Consider the following 17,499-nt stretch of genomic DNA (forward strand, 5'->3'; position numbering starts at 1 on the left):
GCCACTCAGATGGTAGCGCGGAGCGTCGCAATGACCAGCGTCCGGAGAAAAAGCCGCGGCATGCCGCAGCCTTTTCCCTATGTTTTATCCGTCGTCTGCTATCGGACGAGGATGTTTCGGAACTGCCAGGGGTCTTTTTCGTCGAGATCCTCCGGGAAGAGGCCGGGACGGTCGGTCAGCGGCGTCCAGTCGGTGTAGTAGCCCTTCACCGGACCCAGATAGGGACGCTGGATCTCGAGGCAGCGCCGATAGTCCATCTCGTCGGCCTCGACGATGCCGGCTTCGGGGTTTTCCAGCGCCCAGACCATGCCGGCCAGAACCGCCGAGGTCACCTGAAGGCCGGTGGCGTTCTGGTAGGGCGCGATGCGCCGCGTCTCTTCGAGCGAGAGCTGCGAGCCGTACCAGTAGGCGTTCTTCTCGTGGCCGTAGAGCAGCACGCCGAGCTCGTCGATTCCCTCCACCAGCTCGTTCTCATCGAGCACGTGATGCTCGGGCTGGATCTTGCCGGCGGCGCCGAACAATTCGTGCAGCGAGAGCACCGCGTCGTTGGCCGGGTGGTAGGCGTAGTGGCAGGTCGGACGATAGGTGACCTCGTCCTCCTTGTTGCGATGGGTGAAGAAGTCGGCGATCGAGATGGATTCGTTGTGCGTGACGAGGAAGCCGTACTGGGCGCCGGGCGTCGGGCACCACGAGCGCACGCGCGTGTTGGCGCCGGGCTGCTCCAGATAGATCGCGGCCTGGCAGCCCTTCTTGTGCTCCTTGGCGTTCTTGGGCATCCACTTCTCGTGCGTGCCCCAGCCGAGCTCGGCCGGCTGCATGCCCTCCGACAGGAAGCCCTCCACCGACCAGGTGTTCCAGAAGACGTTCATGGGCTTGGGACGGGCGGCGACCTGCGTGTCGCGCTCGGCGATGTGGATGCCCTTGACGCCCACCTTCTTCATCAGCTTGGCCCAGCCCTCGCGGTCGTCCGCACTCGGCTCCTCGAAATCGAGGCCGGTGTCGCGGGCGATGTCGACAAGCGCCTGCTTGACGAACCAGGAGACCATGCCGGGATTGGCGCCGCAGGTGGAGACCGCCGTGGTGCCGCCGGGATTCTTGCGCTTTTCCTTGCGCAGCGTCTCGCGCAGCGCATAGTTCGTGCGCTCGGCGTTCGACATGTTCTCGTCGAAGTAGAAGCCGAGCCAGGGCTCCACCACCGTGTCGATGTAGAGCACGCCGAGCTCGCGGCACATGCGCATGAGATCCACCGAGCCGGTGTCCACCGAAAGGTTGACGAGGAAGCCCTGGCCCTGCCCTTCCGTGAGGAGCGGCTTCAGGAGATCCTCATAGTTGGCGCGGGTGACGGCCTCCTGCACGAAACGGATGCCGCGCTCGTCGAGGAGGTGGCGATCGGTGTCGCGCGGGTCGATCACGGTCATGCGCGACTTGTCGAACCGGAAATGCCGCTCGATCAGGGGCAGCGTTCCTCGGCCGATCGAGCCGAAGCCGATCATGACGACCGGACCGGTGATCTCGGCGTGGACCGGATGGTTCTCGTGCGACATGCGGCTGTCCCTTTCGTTTCGAACTCTTGTCTCAAGGGCCGGGCTAGAGCAGAACGCTGTCAAATAAAAGGGAAAAGCGGCCGCGCCGCTCGCCGCCGGGCCACGTGGACGCGCGGATCCCGCCCCGTCTCATCCGGGCCGCCGCCTCATCCGGGCCGCCGCCGCCCGCCGTCGCGAAAGGCGCCCACCGCCGATGGAACTGCCGCGCCTGCTTCGCTCCGCCGTGGACGCCGTGCTCGAGGGCGTGCCGACCGCCGATCTCGCCCGCGCCGGCGAGGCGCTGTCGCGGCGCTACCGGGCCGAGACGCGCGACGGGCGCCTGCATCTCTCCGACGATCTCTTCGCCAAGGCCTATCTCGCCGCCCGCCTTCCCGCCACCTTCGCCGCGCTCGCCGCCGCGATGGCCGAACTGGAAGACGCCCTGCCGGACTTCGCGCCTTCGAGCCTCCTCGACGTCGGCGCCGGTCCGGGCACCGCGCTCTGGGCCGCGACCGAGCGCTGGCCCGCGATGGCGGCGGCGACGCTGCTCGAAGCCAGCCGCCCGATCCGCGCGATGGGCGAGCGACTGGGGGCGGGGGCCTTCGCCTTCGCGCCGGACTGGCGCGAGGGCACCGTCGCCGCCGATCTCGCCGCCGCCCCGGCGGCCGATCTGGTGGTGCTTTCCTACGTCCTCGACGAGCTCGACCCCGCCGCGCTGCCGGCGCTCGTCGGGGCGCTTTGGGCGCGCACGCGCGGCGTGCTCCTCGTGGTGGAGCCTGGCACGCCCGCCGGCTGGCGGCGCATCCTCGCCGTTCGCGAGCGGCTCCTCGCGCTCGGCGCCGCCATCGCCGCCCCTTGCGCCCACGAAGCGCCGTGCCCCGTCCAGGCGCCGGACTGGTGCCATTTCGCACGGCGGGTGGCGCGCACGCGGGTGCACCTGCGCACCAAGGAAGCCGTGGTGCCCTTCGAGGACGAGAAGTTCATCTACCTCGCGGCCACGCGCATGGTCGTGCCGGCGCGGCGCGCCCGCATCCTCGCGCCGCCGCGCGCCGGTAGCGGCAAGGTCGCGCTCAAGCTTTGCCGCCCCGACGGCACGCTGGAGGAGGCGCTGGTGACCAAGCGCGAGGGCGAGCGGTTTCGGGCGGCGCGGCGGGCCGATTGGGGCGATGCGTTGGGGTGAGCGGGCGGTTCAGCGGAACTCGACGCGGATCAGGTGCGAATGCAGTTGCAGCCGCTGGTCGTTCGACAGGATCACGTCGCATCCCGAATGGAGCGCGCATGCGACGTGGATGGCGTCGGGCGTGCGCAGACCCAAGGTGGCTCGCAGCCTGGCCGCTTCGACGAAGGCAGGCAAATCCACCGGAATCGTCGTGAAGGCGCCGGATATCTCGATCAGCGAGCGATAGGCTGCCACCTCCTCGTCGGCGGCGCGTCGGAGAGGGTGGACGAGGACCTCGCAGAGGGTGAACTCGGAGGTGAAGGCCTCGAAGGCCCGCTCGACGATAATGCGCCGAAAGGTCTGAGACACTTCCTCCAAACCCTCGACGCCTTCGAGAAGGTAGATGAAGACGTTCGTATCGACAGAGACGCGGCGGGCCGTGAGGGCCGAGATCAATTCCATTCCTCGCGGAGCGCATCGACATGGCCGTCGATTTCTGTGGTCGTGCGGAACGAGCCGCCACGACCGAGCCACGGCCCGATGTCGGTCCCGCCAGAGCCAGTGGGTTGCAGCGCGGGCACACGAAGACGAAGGCCGCGCCCTTCCAGCTCGACCTCCACGGCATCGCCGGCCGCAAGGCCGAGGACGCGGCGCATGTCGTCGGGCAGCACGAGATGCCCCTCCTCGGTCAATCTGAGAACCGTCATGATCAGCCCCGAACGTCGCTCTTGCAGGATCTCGCGCGGTGCCGGCAGCCTATATGATGCAACCTGCCCGCGCGAGATCAGTCCATCGCCTCCAGCTCGTCGATGAAGCCGGAGATCACCGAGAGGCCCTTGTGCCAGAAGGCGGGGTCGGAGGCGTCGAGGCCGAAGGGGGCGAGAAGCTCGGAATGGTGCTTGGTGCCGCCGGCTTCCAGCATCGCGAAATACTTCTCGCCGAAGCCGGCCTCGGCGTTCTGGTAGACCGCGTAGAGCGAGTTCACGAGGCAGTCGCCGAAGGCGTAGGCGTAGACGTAGAAGGGTGAGTGCACGAAGTGCGGCACGTAGGACCAGAAGCTCTCGTAGCCCGGCCCCAGATGCACCGAGGACCCGAGCGAGCGGCCCTGCACCTCCACCCAGATCTCGCCGATCCGCTCGGCCGTCAGTTCGCCCCGGCGCCGCTCCAGGTGTAGCTCGCGCTCGAAGAGATAGAAGGCGATCTGGCGGATCACCGTGTTGATCATGTCCTCGACCTTCGAGGCGAGCAGCATCTTGCGCTCCGCCGTGTCCTTGGCGGCCTCCAGCAGCGAGCGGAAGGTCAGCATCTCGCCGAACACCGAGGCGGTCTCGGCGAGCGTCAGCGGCGTCGAGGCCATGAGCGCGCCCTGCGGCGCGGCCAGCACCTGGTGCACGCCGTGGCCGAGCTCGTGCGCGAGCGTCATCACGTCGCGCGGCTTGCCGAGATAGTTGAGCAGCACGTAGGGGTGCGCGGAGGGTACGGTCGGGTGCGCGAAGGCGCCCGGCGCCTTGCCGGGGCGAACGCCAGCGTCGATCCAGCGCTCGGTGAAGAAGCGGTCGGCGATCTCGGCCATGTCGGGCGCGAAGCCCCGATAGGCCGAGATCACGATGGCGCGCGCCTCCTCCCAGGGGATGACGCGGCGCGAGGCGCCCGGCAGCGGCGCGTTGCGGTCGTAGAATTCCAGCGTCTCCAGCCCCAGCCAGCGCGCCTTCAGCTTGTAGTAGCGATGCGAGATCGAGGGGTAGGCGTCGGCGACGGCCGAGGCCAGCGCATCCACCACCTCGCGCTCGACGCGGTTGGCGAGATGGCGGGAATCGGCGACGTCGGCAAAGCCGCGCCAGCGGTCGGAGATCTCCTTGTCCTTGGCCAGCGTGTTGGTGAGCAGCGTGAAGGTGCGAAGGTTCGCCGAGAACACGGCCGCCAGCGCCTCGGCGCCTTTGCGCCGGCGCTCGCGGTCGGGATCCTGCAGGAGGTTCAGCGTCTCCTCCAGCGCCAGGGTCTCGCCGTCCACCTCGAAGCGCAGCGAGGTCATGGTCTCGTCGAAGAGCCGGTTCCAGGCGCCGTGCCCGGTCACCGACTTCTCGTGGAACAGCTCCTCGACGCGGTCCTCGAGCTGGTAGGGCTTGTCGAGGCGAAGGTCGACCAGCCACGGCCGGTAGCGCGCGAGCGCCGGGTCTGCGGCGATGCAGGCGTCCATCGCCGCGTCGTCGATCCGGTTGAGCTCGAGCGGGAAGAACAGGAGCGCCGAGGAGATGTCGGTGACGCGGGCCTGGATGTCGCCGTAGAACTTGGCGTGCGCGGGGCTGGACGTGTCCGCCGAATAGACGAGGCCGGCGAAGGAGACGAGGCGGCCGAGCAGCTCCTCGATCGCCTCGAACTCGACCACGGCCTCGGCGAGGCCGCTCGCCCCGCCCTGCGCGGCCGCCGCCGCCAACGTGCCGCGCCAGCGCGCGGCGAAGGCGGTGGCCCGCGCCTGCGAAGACCGGAGGTCGGCCTCGATCTCGGGTGCGTCGATCGCGGGATAGAGATCCCCGAGGTTCCATTCGGGAAGCACGCCGAGATCGTCCTCTCGGGAGCGGGCGGCGGACGGTGCGGTCATGGCGGTCCTCGTCGGGCGAATGCGGGCGGCACGGGATGGGCGAATGATTCACCGCTCCCGTGGCAGACTTATGCCGATGCGCCCCAAAAGCGAACCCGAGAAGGCCGCCGCCTTCACCCTCTTCGTCGTCGACGACGACCCGATCCAGCGCCGCCTCGTCTCGGCGGTGGCCGAGCGCATGGGCGCGCGCGTCGTGGAGGCAGGCAGCGTCGGCGAGGCCTGGCAGCGGCTCGGCGAGCCCGCGGCCGCCGGTTTCGCCGTGCTCGTGCTCGATCTTCTGCTGCCGGACGGCCACGGCCTCGACCTGCTGCGGCGCCTGCAGGCCGCCGGCTCCGGCCTGCCCGTGGTGGTGCAGACGGCGCGCGCCGGGCTCGACACGGTGGTGGAGGCGATGCGGGCCGGGGCCTGCGACTTCCTCGTCAAGCCGGCCTCGCCCGCGAGGATCGCGGCGGCGATCGAGGCGGCACGTGTCCTGCCGTTCGCCGAGGCGTCCACCGCCCTGCCGGCCCGGCCCCGCGCGAGCGGCGCGATGGGCGAGGCGCTGCATCTGGCCGAGCGCGCCGCCCGATCCGCCATCCCCGTGCTGCTCTTCGGCGAGACCGGAACCGGCAAGGAATGGCTGGCGCGCCGCATCGTCGAGGCCGGCCCGCGCGCCGGGCGCCCCTTCGTCGCCGTCAATTGCGGGGCGCTGCCGCGCGAGCTCGCCGAGAGCCTCCTCTTCGGCCACGAGCGCGGCGCCTTCACCGGCGCGACGCAGCGCCAGCCCGGCCGCTTCATGGAGGCCGACGGCGGCACGCTCTTTCTCGACGAGGTGGGCGATCTCGCGCCCGAGGTGCAAGTGAAGCTGCTGCGGGCGCTGCAGGAGGGCGAGATCGATCCCGTCGGCGCGGCGCAGCCGGTGCGCACCGACGTGCGCATCATCGCGGCGACGCATCGCGATCTCGAGCGCGAGGTCGCGGAGGGGCGCTTTCGCGAGGATCTGTTCTACCGGCTGCACGTCTTTCCCATCCGCGTGCCGCCGCTGAAGGATCGGCGCGGCGAGATCGCGGGCCTTGCCGAAGTCTTCGCCGCCCGCTTCTCGGCCGGCGCCAAGCGCCTGACGCCGGCGGCCCGGCGCCATCTCGAGGCGGCGGACTGGCCCGGCAACATCCGCCAGCTCGAGAACAGCGTCCACCGCGCGGTGGTGCTCAGCGAGGGCGAGCGGCTCGATCTCGCCGCCTTCGGCGCAGCCGGGCCGGGCGAGGAGCGCGAGGACGAAGACGACGTGGCCGCCCTCGGCCGGTCGCCGCTCCCGCCCTCCGAGGCGAACGGTCCTGCTCCCGGCTATCGATTTTCGCCGGTGGCGGCGGACGGGCGTCCGATGACCCTCGCCGAGGTCGAGCGGGAGACGATCGCGGCGGCGATCGCGCTGCATGACGGCCGGCTTTCGGCGGCGGCGCGCCATCTCGGCATCGGCCGCACCACCCTCTACCGCAAGCTCCGGGACGGGCGAATCGACGGGCCGGACTGACCCGCGCCGGCGCGCCTGCCACGGCGCCATCGATCCGTCGACGCCATTTTCATTGCCCGTTAACCATTAACCCGTGTAGTAGCGAAGAAATTGGACAAGTGTCATCGTGATGCCGCACTCATTGCCGATGGAACTCTGACGATCAGAGCCTCAGCGATCGACGATCGGGGACGCGCACCGTCGACACCGGGTACCGGGGGAATCAGCCGCATGTCCTTTTGGACCCAATGCGTATCGCGCCGCGTCGCCGCACGAGCCGCGATTCTTCTCGCCGGCCTCGTCGCCCTGGCGAGCGCGACGGCCGCACAGGCCGAGACGCGCACGCTCAAGCTCTACCACGTGCATCTCCAGGAAAAGACGGAGATCACCTACAAGCGCGACGGCAAGTTCCTGCCGGACGGCCTGAAGAAGGCCAACTGGGCGCTGCGCGACTGGCGCGAGAGCAAGCCCACGAACATGGATCCCAAGCTGCTCGACCTCATGTGGGAGGCCTACCGGCAATCGGGATCGCGCGGCTACATCCACGTCATCGGCGGCTATCGCTCGCCCGGCACCAATTCCATGCTGCGCTCGCGCTCGTCCGGCGTCGCCGGCACCAGCCTGCACATGTCCGGCAAGGCCGTGGACTTCTTCCTGCCCGACGTGCCGCTGAAGAAGGTGCGCGACATCGGCCTTCGCATGCAACTCGGCGGCGTCGGCTACTATCCGCGTTCGGGCTCGCCCTTCGTGCATTTCGACACCGGCAAGGGCCGCTACTGGCCGCGCATGAGCCGCTCCGAGCTCGCGCAGGTCTTCCCGAAGGGCAACACGATCCATCTGCCCGCCGACGGCAAGCCGCTGCCGGGCTACGAGACCGCGATGGCCTCCTACAACAAGCGCAAGGGCTCCAACGACATCCAGATCGCGTCCTCGTCGGGTCGCTCCGGCGGCGGCAAGTCGCTTCTGGCGATGATCTTCGGCGGCGGTGCCGACGAGGCCGAGGACGAGGCCGAGGCGACGTCCGCCCCGGTGGGTCGCACCAAGTCGGCCCCGGCCGTTCGAGACCCGGAGCCCGAAGTTCAGGTCGCCGCGGTCCGCGTGCCGCGGGCCTCGCCGCCCGTGCCGGCCGGCGTGCCCGCCGCCGTCGCCATGTCCGACCGCAACGCCTTCGACAGCTCGGCGCCGCCGGCCCGCGCGCCGCTCACCGCCCCGGCGGAGCTGCCGACCGTCGCCGACACGCAGATCGCGGCGCTGACGCCGACGCGTGTTCCCGTTCCCACCGCCGCGCCGGGCCGCCCCGCCGCCACCGGTTCGCCGGTGCCCCAGACGCTCGACGAGACGCTCGTCGCCGCGCTCGAGGAAGAGGCGCCGCCCGCCGCGCCCGGCCAGCTCGCCTATGCCGTTCCCACCCCGCGCGAGCGGCCGCCCTTCGAGGCCGTGCTGCGCGGCGAGCAGAGCGCCCTGCCGACACCGCGCATGATTGCCAGCGCCGACGACGAGGGACTGACCCCGGAGGCCATCATCGCCGCGGCCATGCCCGACGCCGAGCCCGTGCTGGTGACCGAGACCCGAAGCGAGGCCGCGCCGCTGCGCTCGACCTCGGCCGTGTCCGAAATCGCCGCCGCGATGGTCAAGCCCGTCCCTGCCCACGCGGCCGAGAAGCCGATGATCGTGGCCGCCCTCGATCGGCCGATGGCGCCGGTGCTCGCGGCCCTGCCGGCTGCGAGGGCGGCCCTGCCGTCCGCCGTTCCCCTGCCGGCCGCCGCCGTGCGGCGCAGCGCGGCCGCGAAGGGCGGGCGCGTCGTCGGCGACGAGGTCGCCCGTGCCGCTGCACGCCCGGCGCCGCGTCCGGCTGGCGTGAACGACGCCGCGATCGCGCGGCGCATCGAGATCGCCACGCTCATCACCAATCCCGAGCGCCGCGCCGTCGAGACCCGCATGGGGCGGCCCGTCGCCGACACGCTCATCGGCAACCTGCCGGCGGCGGTCTTCGCGCGGGGCTTCTCCTCGAAGGGCGGCGCACCGTCCGGGCCGCAGCATTTCGAGGGCAAGGCCGTGAACTTCCTTCCGGTGCACAAACTGGACTGACGCACGGTCGCCACTCGCTCGGAAAATGCAGGAAGCCCGCGACGGATGTCGCGGGCTTCCTGCATTTCGGGGCCTGCCCTGACGCCTGCCATGACGCCCGCCGAGCGGGGCGAAGCGAAGTCGCCATGGACCCCGCGCCTCGGATTTCGTGCTGGAGGGCAATCCGCATGGTGATTGCAGTACTCATCAGACAAAACGGGCCCGCTCCGCCAAGCGGGTCTTCCGAAGGCTCGCCATCTGCACCAGATTTTTAATGAAACGAAATCGTTCTATAGTTGTGAGGGCAGAGCGAAGCCGACGACATCTGGCGGGGATGGCAAGTCACCGGTCTGATCCTGTGGAGGCCCCTCATCAACTTTTCATTTCTGCGTGCATCACCCAATCTGACCCAATTGAAACTTGACAGGAATGGGCAGGTCGCGGAAGACGATCGCCGTTAACATTTGGTTTCGATTAACATTTGTTGTAGGAACGCTCCGCAGGCGCAAGCCGCTCCCGACCTATGGGGTTCATGGGGCACGCGCATCCCGCAGACGTCATGACGCACAGGAAGGCCAGGATGACGGAATCGATCGAGGATCGCGGCACGCCCGAGGTGACGAAGGACGTGCTCATGGAACTGACGGCGGACGTGGTTGCCGCCTATGTCGGCAACAATTCCCTGCCGGTCGCCGATCTGCCCTCTCTCATCATGGACGTCTTTGCCGCGCTCGGTCGCACCGGCATCGAGACGGTCCGCGCCGCGCCCGCCGAGAAGCCGAAGCCTGCGGTTTCCGTTCGCAAGTCCGTGACCGACGACTACGTCGTCTGCCTCGAGGACGGCAAGCGGTTCAAGTCGCTGAAGCGCCATCTGATGACGCATTACGATCTCACGCCCGAAGCCTATCGCGAGAAGTGGGATCTGCCGGCGGACTATCCGATGGTCGCCCCGAGCTATGCGGCGGCCCGCTCCCGTCTCGCCAAGGAGATGGGTCTCGGCCACCGCCGTCGCCGCGCCCGCTGACATCGTCAACCCCGCCGATTTTTCTCGCTCACTATGACGGGGAGAGCATGGATCGGCGAGATGACCTGTCGGAACGCTCGTCCTGCCGCGATTGCTCGATCGGCTTCGGCGCGAGATGCCGTCCTTGTCGCGCAAGTGTCTGCCAACCGAGGGATCGAGGTTGAATGATGCATCCGCCGGCCGCCGTCGCCTGTCGCCGGCCTCGGCTCGCGCGGCCGTGATCCCGCTTGCGACGACGCACCTTCGCCGCCTCATACGGTCTTCGTTTCATCTGACGCGCTCGATCTTGGAACGATAGGCCGGACGAGCGGCGCCCTGCGGTGTCGTTCACGTCTTCCTCCGGCGGGCAGGGGGATGCGCCGGTCCAACCATCGGCGCTCGGCGGGGGGCCTTGGACCCTGCGACCCCGCATCCCCACTCCGTCCGATCCGTCCTTGGCGTTACTCGCGGCGTTTCAGCGGAACGATGCCGCCTTCGTCATTGTCGGGCATCGCGCCGGCCTCGGTGTCCGTCAGCACGTTCGCCTGCGCTTCCGCATGAGAGTCGGGGTCGGGCGAGTCCTTGGCGCCCACCAGCGTGTCGGACACGCGCGGCGTCTCGCCGCCCGCCGGCACCCGGTCCGTCTCGTCGGCGGAACGGCGGGAGAACACCTGATCGGTCGGCTTCGTCATCGTCACGCCTCCTCGACGTCGTGGGCGCTGAACTCGGCGAAGGCTTTGCGGATCAAGGTCCGCTTGCCCTCGTCCTCGATGTCGACGGAGACCTCGATCGCGCCGTTCAAGGCGGCGTCGTGGCGCGTCCCGGGGCTCGGCGCGCCAGCGGCGGTGTCGGAGCCCGCCGTCTCCTCGCCGGCGGTGTTCTCCCGCCCGGCGGCGGCGACGAAGATGTCCGTCCGCTCGATCCCGTGCTCCTGCACCAGGCGTTCGATCGTCATCTCCGCTTCGCGTCTCGTCTCGAACTGCGCCGTCAGCGTCGTGCCCATGATGCCTCGTCCTCGTTGGTCGTCGTCGAATCAACGCGCGAGCCGCCCGAAGGAGCCATTCGAGCGTCGATCGTCCCGCCGCCGGCCCTGCGAGCGAGAAGACCAGCAAACCCTTCGGCCTTCGCCGGTCGCAGGCATTCGTTCCCGAACCGTTGGCCTGCTACGAAAACAGGCGTGCTGCATTCAGGGTTCGGCAATTTCGCGGTGCCACGCTGGGGAAAGAGACGAACCGGAACCCTTGCGATGACCGCCCCTTGCGAAGGATGCCACAGCGGCGTCAAGCTCGACTTCGACTTCTCCATGGCGTTCCAGCCGATCTACGATGTCGGGCGCGAGCGGGTCTGGGGCTACGAGGCGCTGATCCGTGGCACCGGCGGCGAGGGCGCCTACGCGATGCTGTCGCGCGTGTCGGCCGAGCAGCGCTACCGCTTCGACCAGGCCTGCCGGGTGAAGGCGATCGAGCTGGCCGCCCGCCTCTTCCCCGCCGACGGCGACCTGAAGCTCTCCATCAACTTCATGCCCAACGCCGTCTACGAGCCCGCGGCCTGCCTTCGCGCCACCCTGGCCGCCGCCAACCGGCACGGCTTCCCGAAATCGGCGATCATGTTCGAGTTCACCGAGGACGAGGAGGTCAGCGACCCCACGCACCTCACCCGCATCATCACCGAATACCGCAAGCACGGCTTCGTCACCGCGATCGACGATTTCGGCGCCGGCCATGCCGGCCTCGGGCTTCTCGTCGAGTTCCAGCCCGACCTCATCAAGATCGACATGAAGATCGTTCGCGGCATCGACACCAGCCGGGCGCGCCAGGCAGTGGTGGCGGGTATCGTCGGCATCGCCCGCACCCTCGACATCACGGTCCTCGCCGAAGGCATCGAGACGCAGGAGGAGTTTTTCGTGCTGAAGGCGGCCGGCATCCGCCTCTTCCAGGGCTACTGGTTCGCCCGCCCCGCCTTCGAGGCGCTGCCCTCCATCGGCGTCATGCTCCCGCCGGTCGTCCGGGACCACGGCGCCGCAGCGCCGCGCTGAACGCGGGCGCGAACCCGGCCGACGGCCGCCCGGCGCACCGTTGCCGGACTTGCCGGCACGATGGCGCCGCGCAGCAAGGGAACCGCTCTGCGCTATTCATCGATGCTTAACCTCGTTTCATCGTGAATCGTTCGTCATGGGCGTGCGAGGTTCCCGTTGCGGACGACGTGCGTTGAACGTTCGGGGTTCGGTCTCGGGAAGAGCGGCATGGTCGATCAGCACAGAGAAGCCGAACGGATCGGGGTTCTCCTCGACCTCGCGATCCTCGACACGCCGGCGGAACGCGAGTTCAATGCTCTTGCCTCCCTCGCGCACCGCCTCTTCGGCACGATGGCCTCCTCGTTCACCCTGATCGACCGCGACCGGCAGTGGTTCAAGGCGCATGTCGGCATGCCCGCCTCGCAGACGGCGCGCGAGCCCGCCCTCTGCAACTGGGTGGTCGAGAACGAACGCGCCCTCGTGCTGCCGGACGCGGCCTGCGACCCGCGCTTCGCCTCCAGCCCGCTCGTGTGCGGCGGTCCCAAGATCCGCTTCTACGCCGGGGTGCCCGTCTCGGCCCGCTCGACGGCGGGCGTCGACGTTCCCGTGGGAACGCTCTGCGTCATCGACGACGCGCCGCGCGAGATTCAGGGCGGCGAGCTCGAGGCGCTGCAGGAGCTGGCCTGCATCGCCGAGGCGCTGCTCGAGGCGCGGATGACGGCGCGGCGGGCCATCGAAGTGGCGCAGGCCAAGGAGCAGGCCAACCAGGGGCTGGCGCGCGAGCGGCGCCTGTTCAAGCAGGCCGAGCGCATCGCCGACATGGGGTCGTGGCGGCTGACGCTGGCCGACGACAGCTTGGAATGGTCGGACGGCGTCCATGCCATCCACGACGTGCCGCCGGGATGCGGGCCCTCGCTCGCCGACGCTCTCGCGTTCTATCCGGAAGCCGACCGCCAGCGGCTGGCCGGGACGCTGGCCGCCAGCATCGCGAGCGGCGAGTCCTTCGAAGCCGAGGCGGACTTCGTGACCGCGAGGGGCCGATCGAAGCGTGTCCGCTGCCTGGGCGACGTCGAGACGGTCGGCGGACAAGCCGTCGCCGTCGTCGGGGTCCTCCAGGACATCACCGACCGGCACCGGATGGAGCAGGAGCTCATCCGCATCAGCCGCACCGACGATCTCACGGGGCTCGCCAACCGGGCCGAGTTCCACCGGGTCCTCGACGCGCGGCTGAGCGCGGCGGACCTCTCCGGCGAGGATCTCGCCGTTCTCCTGATCGACCTCGACGGCTTCAAGGCGGTGAACGACAATCTCGGGCATGCGGCGGGCGACGAAGCCCTGCGCCGGATCGGCGAGCGTCTCCGTTCGTGGTGCCGTCGAGACGGCTTCGCCGCTCGCCTCGGCGGCGACGAATTCGCGGTGATCGTGCCGGACATGAAGGACCCCGCGGCGTTCCCGCAGAGGATGGACCGGCTGCTGGCGGACCTCTGCGTCTGGATCGGGGAACCCGGACGCATCCTGCCCGTCAGCGGCACCGTCGGCTGCGCCTGGGCGAGCGACGCGCCGCGGGGCCGCGAGACCCTGATGAAATGCGCCGACGTGGCCCTCTACGCCGCGAAACGGTCCCGAAAGGGAACAGCCTGCACCTACGAGCCGCCGGCTGTCCTCGCGGCGGCGTCCTGACGAAGCCGGGCGCGCCGCCCGGGCCGAGCGTCTTGCGAGGGGCCTGCCCTCGCGCTTCGGCCCAGCCCCGAACGGACGGGGCCGGTCACGGCTGAACGGCTCGGAAGCGGGCGCTTTCCGACCCGTTGGCTGACGCCCTGCTCGATCGCGTTTCGCCGCGACGCGCGGGTCTGCAGGGATGCAGCCGCTATCCGCCATCCGGCGGCCCGCACCGGAGGTCTCCCGATGCGGCGACGGGTGCAGTTTCGGGCGAAAACACCCGTTCGACCGGTTCGGTGCCGCATCGGCGGCAGACGCCGGCCGCTGCGAAAGGGCCGCGGCGGCGGCTCAGACCATGCCGAGCGCCTGCAGGTAGAGATCGAGGATCGCCTCCTGCTCGGCCCGCTCGTCGCGGTCCTGCTTGCGCAGCGACACCACCTTGCGCAGCACCTTCACGTCGTAGCCTAGTCCCCCTGCGGCAGAAACGTCTTCCGTAAGTCATACTTACTAAACGGAGAGGCTTGAGCGCAGATCAGGCGGCGCTCACCTCGAATGAGCCCTAGCCGCCTGATCTGCGCTCAAGCCTTGTTTCAGTGAGGCGCTTCTTTGGACCCCGACGAAGGAGGGGCTTGTAGAGCCCACAAAGAGTCCATCCTCCCTGCTATTCGCAATCGTGATAGGCGATGACCAAAGTAGTCGCTGGCAATTCAACCGGGCGGATCAGACTCTGGCGGCACGTACTGCCATGAGTCAGAGATGGCGTGTGTCACGCGGAAACCGGGGCCCATCGACTCCGTCTTCCCAAGAAACACAATACCCCTTGCCTCAAGAACGCGACGTACCGCTTCGAGGCTTGAAAGGCTTAAGCCGCGACCTCCTGCTTCCAATTTATGGATCGTGCGGATGCTCAGTTTTGCCTCCTTCGCGAGGTCGTCCTGAGAAAGGGACAACATAAATCTCGCGGCTTTGAGAAGGTGTGGCTCGACTAGCATTCGTGTGAGGATCAGAGCTAGCCAAGCCTTGTCAACAATTCCGATTTTCTGCATTTTTGTGCATATAATCGGAAGAAAATTGCATAAATTATGCGGACCTGATAAGAGGGCTCGTGCGGTTGCAGCTTTCTGGCGATTCGCGCGGTCTCCAATTTTCAACGGATGGCGCCCCAATGCAGACGAATGACGGTTGGGACTCTGACCCAGTGCACCAGCACATGCAGGCCTCGCGCGACTTTCGGACGGAACGACGGGAAAGAGACGCGGCACGCGATCTCGCTGCTTCAAAGGGGTACATATTCCCTACAGCCGACGACCTTCTCCGAGGCAGCTCATTCTTTGGGGCTGAGCTGGATCTGGACATGGCTCACTTTTGGTTCCTCCTGCGAAGGCACCTCATCGAGAATGGGTATCAAAATACCAGTCCGGAGCTATTGGAAGCTTTGGAACGAGCTAAGACAACAACGGACGTCGAGGATGTCCGCATCGTCGAGCAAATCCTTGCAAACCTTGCCGGCGACGAGGCAGGCGCCTTCCGCGAGGAGCGCCTCCGGTGCCGTCTCTACCTCGGTGCGCTCGGCGATTCCGGTGCCGCGCTAGAGCTGGCCATGGACGCCTTGGGTGCTGCATATCGTCAAGAATGGCATATGGTCGGGGACGGGAGCCTCCCTGTATGGAGATCGCTGGGCTGGCTGGCACAGGCGGCAACCAGCCGCTCCCGCCAGAACCTCGCGCCCGGAGCTGCCATCGCCTCTATGTTGCCGCCGGATGATCGCGTCGTCTCGATCGCCCACGACCTAAGAACGCGCGTGGAACGGTGCTTGCTCGAACTTAATGCTGTCGGCGAATGACGGTTAGGCATCTTCCGCCATCCCCTTCGCTCGATGTTGATCTCGGCTCGCGCCGCTGTGGCAGTTGTCCCGGGAAAATCTCTAACTCGCTGTCGTTCCGCTAGAGCGAGCCGATTATCCCGGCTCCCGGCTAAAGGGGAGCGGCTCTCAATGGCATCATCGCTCTCGAACGTTACGTGCGGAGGCCTTTAATGGCAGATAGGTTTGCTGCCCCTCTCTCCTCCGGTGAGATCACCGTCCTGCGAGATCGGCATCCCATTCACGAGCTCATCACCTTCGGGTACTCAATGCTTGAGGATCGACTTCAACGCATGCGTGAAGGCCTCGCTCACGAGCGAAGCCGCTTTCTCCTCGACATGATCGCCGAAGCCAGCAGGACCGATCATCCGCATCTCGTGGACTCGCCTCTCGCGGAGCTCCTGCTGGACGCTGACGAAACCCTGAAATGGACCGTGCTGACCTACCTCGCAGCCTCGGGATACCGCCCGGCTCAGATTGAGCTTTCCAGTCGCTGCGCTGCCGAGGGCTACCTCGTGGCGTCCTTACGGGACGCCGTTCGGGGGAGGACGCTCGACGTCGCCGGTCGCCGCCTTCTCACGCGCGCGCTCAACGACGCCGAATGGATGGTGGGCTATGCCGCGGGCTGGGGCGCCATTGCGAACGGGGCCAGAAGCCGTAACCGCCGCGAGGACAGCTCGCTCACCGACCATGCAAAGGATTTGGGGGTGGAGGTGATCTCCGGCCTCTGGGCCGCCGTTGCAACAGACGCTCGGGACGATGGATATCGGGAAGGATACGCGACGGCTTCCGATGGCGCGGACAGCAGTGCCAAGGTTGCTTGCGCAGCCTTGGCACAGGCATTTGAGGTCGGGCGGGGCGAGGAAGCTCCATCGCGTGTCGTGATTTCTCATTCGACGTTGCCGCCGCAGGAGCGACGGGCGTCGGGCGTTGGCGACATCGTCGGCAAGACCCTGCCGCTCGTGACAACGCACTTGCTGACCCAGAAGCGTCGTGATCTCCGCGACGCGCATCCACATGCGGCCGAGTTGATCGAACGAATCCTGGGGGACCTCCGTGAAGGGCACGCCGTATCCTTCCGGCCCACGCTTCTGGTCGGCGCTCCGGGAACCGGCAAGAGCCGCCTCTGCCGCGACCTTCTCGACACCTTCGGCATTCCGTTCGCGCCCATCGACGCCGGGACGACAATGGACCATGGCCTGACTGGCTCCGCGCGGCGTTGGTCGGGAGCCTATCCATCCGTTCCCGTAAGGCTGTGGGTTCAGCACAAGGTCGCGAACCCAGGCGTTCTGGTCGATGAGCTCGAGAAGGCCGGCCGCTCGTCTGCCGGGTCGGTGCACGATCCCCTTCTCTCGCTTCTGGAACCGATCTCGGCCGAACGGTGGCGCGACCTCTACCTCGACACCGAGGTCGACGCGTCGAAGCTCAACTGGCTCTTCACAGCGAACTCAACCTCATCGATCCCCGGTCCGCTTCTGAGCCGCCTTCGGGTTTGCAGGGTTCCGTTGCCCTCCCTCCAGCACGTGCCTGCCCTCGCCAATCGCATCCGGCTCGACCTGCTTCGGGAGAGATCGTTGGCCCCAGCCATGGAGCCGGCATTCGACGCCGAAGAGCTGACGGCGCTGTCGACTGCGTTCGGGGCGCAGGGCAGCCTCCGCGACCTCAAGCGATACGTCGAGGGCGTCCTCGACGCCCGTATGCATACAACCCTGCGGAACTGAGCACCGTGATGAGCGATGATCCCGTTTGGCGAGTGCATCTAGGCCGACAATGGACTGAACAGTTCCAGGGACGTCCCTTCGGGTTCGCCGTGGGAGATGGTTGGGCCGAACTCCTGCGGACGGTCTTTCGGCGGGTCGATGCCGTGCTCGAGGACGATGAACGGGAGTTCTTCGCTTGGTCCGACATCAAGGAAAAGTTCGGTGCCGTCCGCATGACGCACAACGGAGGCGATCACGTGGATGCCATCGTGGACTGGGCCGAGGAGGCATCGAAGCGGATCTGCGACCGATGTGGCCGCGATGGGCGCATGGACTTACCCCGGGAAAGTGGAGAGCGGTTTCGATATTACGCGGCTTGTCTCTCGAACTGAAGCGGGCTGATGAAGGTTAGCGCCGAATGTCGC

Annotated in this window: 16 protein-coding genes and 1 pseudogene; 8 read left to right on the forward strand and 9 right to left on the reverse strand. The window is 67.9% G+C overall.

Going from position 1 to position 17,499, the window contains the following annotated elements; translation table 11 throughout:
• Positions 1 to 98 precede the first annotated feature (98 nt).
• Complete coding sequence (locus tag GGR04_RS18340) at positions 99 to 1,544, reverse strand: homospermidine synthase (protein ID WP_183201354.1); 1,446 nt, start codon at positions 1,542 to 1,544, stop codon at positions 99 to 101.
• Positions 1,545 to 1,737: 193 nt separating this feature from the next.
• Between GGR04_RS18340 and GGR04_RS18345 the strand changes: the two genes are divergently transcribed.
• The gene (locus tag GGR04_RS18345) at positions 1,738 to 2,703 is read left to right on the forward strand and encodes a small ribosomal subunit Rsm22 family protein (protein ID WP_183201355.1); all 966 of its coding nucleotides are present in this window, start codon (positions 1,738 to 1,740) and stop codon (positions 2,701 to 2,703) included.
• A 9-nt stretch (positions 2,704 to 2,712) separates the two neighbouring features.
• Here the strand turns inward: GGR04_RS18345 and GGR04_RS18350 are convergent, their stop codons facing one another.
• The 3 genes from GGR04_RS18350 to GGR04_RS18360 form a co-directional block, all read right to left on the reverse strand.
• The gene (locus tag GGR04_RS18350; protein ID WP_183201356.1) at positions 2,713 to 3,138 is read right to left on the reverse strand and encodes a type II toxin-antitoxin system VapC family toxin; all 426 of its coding nucleotides are present in this window, start codon (positions 3,136 to 3,138) and stop codon (positions 2,713 to 2,715) included.
• A complete protein-coding gene (locus GGR04_RS18355; protein WP_183201357.1) occupies positions 3,135 to 3,389 on the reverse strand; it encodes an AbrB/MazE/SpoVT family DNA-binding domain-containing protein in 255 nt (84 codons plus the stop codon). The genes GGR04_RS18350 and GGR04_RS18355 overlap by 4 nt, the downstream gene beginning before the upstream one ends.
• 77 nt (positions 3,390 to 3,466) lie before the next feature.
• Positions 3,467 to 5,281 carry a M3 family oligoendopeptidase gene (locus GGR04_RS18360; RefSeq protein ID WP_183201358.1) on the reverse strand — a complete coding sequence of 605 codons (1,815 nt, stop codon included), beginning with the start codon at positions 5,279 to 5,281 and terminating at the stop codon, positions 3,467 to 3,469.
• 76 nt (positions 5,282 to 5,357) lie between these two features.
• Between GGR04_RS18360 and GGR04_RS18365 the strand changes: the two genes are divergently transcribed.
• The 3 genes from GGR04_RS18365 (at position 5,358) to GGR04_RS18375 (ending at position 9,861) form a co-directional block, all read left to right on the forward strand.
• The gene (locus tag GGR04_RS18365) at positions 5,358 to 6,791 is read left to right on the forward strand and encodes a sigma-54-dependent transcriptional regulator (RefSeq protein ID WP_183201359.1); all 1,434 of its coding nucleotides are present in this window, start codon (positions 5,358 to 5,360) and stop codon (positions 6,789 to 6,791) included.
• A 210-nt stretch (positions 6,792 to 7,001) separates the two neighbouring features.
• The gene (locus GGR04_RS18370; RefSeq protein WP_183201360.1) at positions 7,002 to 8,858 is read left to right on the forward strand and encodes a peptidoglycan L,D-endopeptidase MepK; all 1,857 of its coding nucleotides are present in this window, start codon (positions 7,002 to 7,004) and stop codon (positions 8,856 to 8,858) included.
• A 559-nt stretch (positions 8,859 to 9,417) separates the two neighbouring features.
• The gene (locus GGR04_RS18375; protein ID WP_183201361.1) at positions 9,418 to 9,861 is read left to right on the forward strand and encodes a Ros/MucR family transcriptional regulator; all 444 of its coding nucleotides are present in this window, start codon (positions 9,418 to 9,420) and stop codon (positions 9,859 to 9,861) included.
• Between the two features lie 440 nt (positions 9,862 to 10,301).
• Here the strand turns inward: GGR04_RS18375 and GGR04_RS18380 are convergent, their stop codons facing one another.
• Positions 10,302 to 10,532, reverse strand: a complete 231-nt coding sequence (locus GGR04_RS18380) for a hypothetical protein (RefSeq protein ID WP_183201362.1) — start codon at positions 10,530 to 10,532, stop codon at positions 10,302 to 10,304.
• A gap of 2 nt (positions 10,533 to 10,534) precedes the next feature.
• Positions 10,535 to 10,843 carry a hypothetical protein gene (locus GGR04_RS18385; RefSeq protein ID WP_183201363.1) on the reverse strand — a complete coding sequence of 103 codons (309 nt, stop codon included), beginning with the start codon at positions 10,841 to 10,843 and terminating at the stop codon, positions 10,535 to 10,537.
• A gap of 243 nt (positions 10,844 to 11,086) precedes the next feature.
• On the opposite strand from GGR04_RS18385, the gene GGR04_RS18390 reads away from it, so the two are divergent.
• Positions 11,087 to 11,875: an EAL domain-containing protein gene (locus GGR04_RS18390; RefSeq protein WP_183201364.1), complete on the forward strand. Its 789-nt coding sequence runs from the start codon at positions 11,087 to 11,089 to the stop codon at positions 11,873 to 11,875.
• 207 nt (positions 11,876 to 12,082) lie between these two features.
• On the forward strand, positions 12,083 to 13,534 hold the full coding sequence (locus GGR04_RS18395) for a sensor domain-containing diguanylate cyclase (protein WP_183201365.1): 1,452 nt from the start codon (positions 12,083 to 12,085) through the stop codon (positions 13,532 to 13,534).
• Positions 13,535 to 13,861: 327 nt separating this feature from the next.
• On the opposite strand, the pseudogene GGR04_RS18400 reads toward GGR04_RS18395, so the two are convergent.
• Positions 13,862 to 13,978 (reverse strand): annotated as a pseudogene (locus tag GGR04_RS18400) (DUF2312 domain-containing protein); the annotation flags it as partial.
• 242 nt (positions 13,979 to 14,220) lie between these two features.
• Positions 14,221 to 14,559 (reverse strand): helix-turn-helix transcriptional regulator, encoded by a 339-nt coding sequence (locus GGR04_RS24600; protein WP_376769873.1) that lies wholly within the window; start codon positions 14,557 to 14,559, stop codon positions 14,221 to 14,223.
• Between the two features lie 308 nt (positions 14,560 to 14,867).
• On the opposite strand from GGR04_RS24600, the gene GGR04_RS18410 reads away from it, so the two are divergent.
• Both GGR04_RS18410 and GGR04_RS18415 read left to right on the forward strand, forming a co-directional pair.
• Positions 14,868 to 15,356 (forward strand): hypothetical protein, encoded by a 489-nt coding sequence (locus GGR04_RS18410; RefSeq protein WP_183201368.1) that lies wholly within the window; start codon positions 14,868 to 14,870, stop codon positions 15,354 to 15,356.
• 311 nt (positions 15,357 to 15,667) lie between these two features.
• Entirely contained in the window at positions 15,668 to 17,095 is a 1,428-nt protein-coding gene (locus GGR04_RS18415; RefSeq protein WP_183201369.1) for an AAA family ATPase, read from the forward strand.
• 38 nt (positions 17,096 to 17,133) lie between these two features.
• On the opposite strand, the gene GGR04_RS18420 is transcribed toward GGR04_RS18415, so the two are convergent.
• Positions 17,134 to 17,331, reverse strand: a complete 198-nt coding sequence (locus GGR04_RS18420) for a hypothetical protein (protein WP_183201370.1) — start codon at positions 17,329 to 17,331, stop codon at positions 17,134 to 17,136.
• Positions 17,332 to 17,499: the final 168 nt, after the last annotated feature.

This window comes from Aureimonas pseudogalii, assembly GCF_014196835.1.
GTDB lineage: Bacteria > Pseudomonadota > Alphaproteobacteria > Rhizobiales > Rhizobiaceae > Aureimonas > Aureimonas pseudogalii.

Bases quoted from the DNA above. Each gene is read 5' to 3' on its own strand.
- GGR04_RS18375 (WP_183201361.1), top strand. From the start codon at position 9,418: ATGACGGAATCGATCGAGGATCGCGGCACGCCCGAGGTGACGAAGGAC.
- GGR04_RS18415 (WP_183201369.1), top strand. From the start codon at position 15,668: ATGCGTGAAGGCCTCGCTCACGAGCGAAGCCGCTTTCTCCTCGACATG.
- GGR04_RS18385 (WP_183201363.1), bottom strand. From the start codon at position 10,843: ATGGGCACGACGCTGACGGCGCAGTTCGAGACGAGACGCGAAGCGGAG.
- GGR04_RS18365 (WP_183201359.1), top strand. From the start codon at position 5,358: ATGCGCCCCAAAAGCGAACCCGAGAAGGCCGCCGCCTTCACCCTCTTC.
- GGR04_RS18370 (WP_183201360.1), top strand. From the start codon at position 7,002: ATGTCCTTTTGGACCCAATGCGTATCGCGCCGCGTCGCCGCACGAGCC.
- GGR04_RS18340 (WP_183201354.1), bottom strand. From the start codon at position 1,544: ATGTCGCACGAGAACCATCCGGTCCACGCCGAGATCACCGGTCCGGTC.
- GGR04_RS18390 (WP_183201364.1), top strand. From the start codon at position 11,087: ATGACCGCCCCTTGCGAAGGATGCCACAGCGGCGTCAAGCTCGACTTC.
- GGR04_RS18410 (WP_183201368.1), top strand. From the start codon at position 14,868: ATGGCTCACTTTTGGTTCCTCCTGCGAAGGCACCTCATCGAGAATGGG.
- GGR04_RS18355 (WP_183201357.1), bottom strand. From the start codon at position 3,389: ATGACGGTTCTCAGATTGACCGAGGAGGGGCATCTCGTGCTGCCCGAC.
- GGR04_RS18360 (WP_183201358.1), bottom strand. From the start codon at position 5,281: ATGACCGCACCGTCCGCCGCCCGCTCCCGAGAGGACGATCTCGGCGTG.
- GGR04_RS24600 (WP_376769873.1), bottom strand. From the start codon at position 14,559: ATGCAGAAAATCGGAATTGTTGACAAGGCTTGGCTAGCTCTGATCCTC.
- GGR04_RS18380 (WP_183201362.1), bottom strand. From the start codon at position 10,532: ATGACGAAGCCGACCGATCAGGTGTTCTCCCGCCGTTCCGCCGACGAG.
- GGR04_RS18395 (WP_183201365.1), top strand. From the start codon at position 12,083: ATGGTCGATCAGCACAGAGAAGCCGAACGGATCGGGGTTCTCCTCGAC.
- GGR04_RS18345 (WP_183201355.1), top strand. From the start codon at position 1,738: ATGGAACTGCCGCGCCTGCTTCGCTCCGCCGTGGACGCCGTGCTCGAG.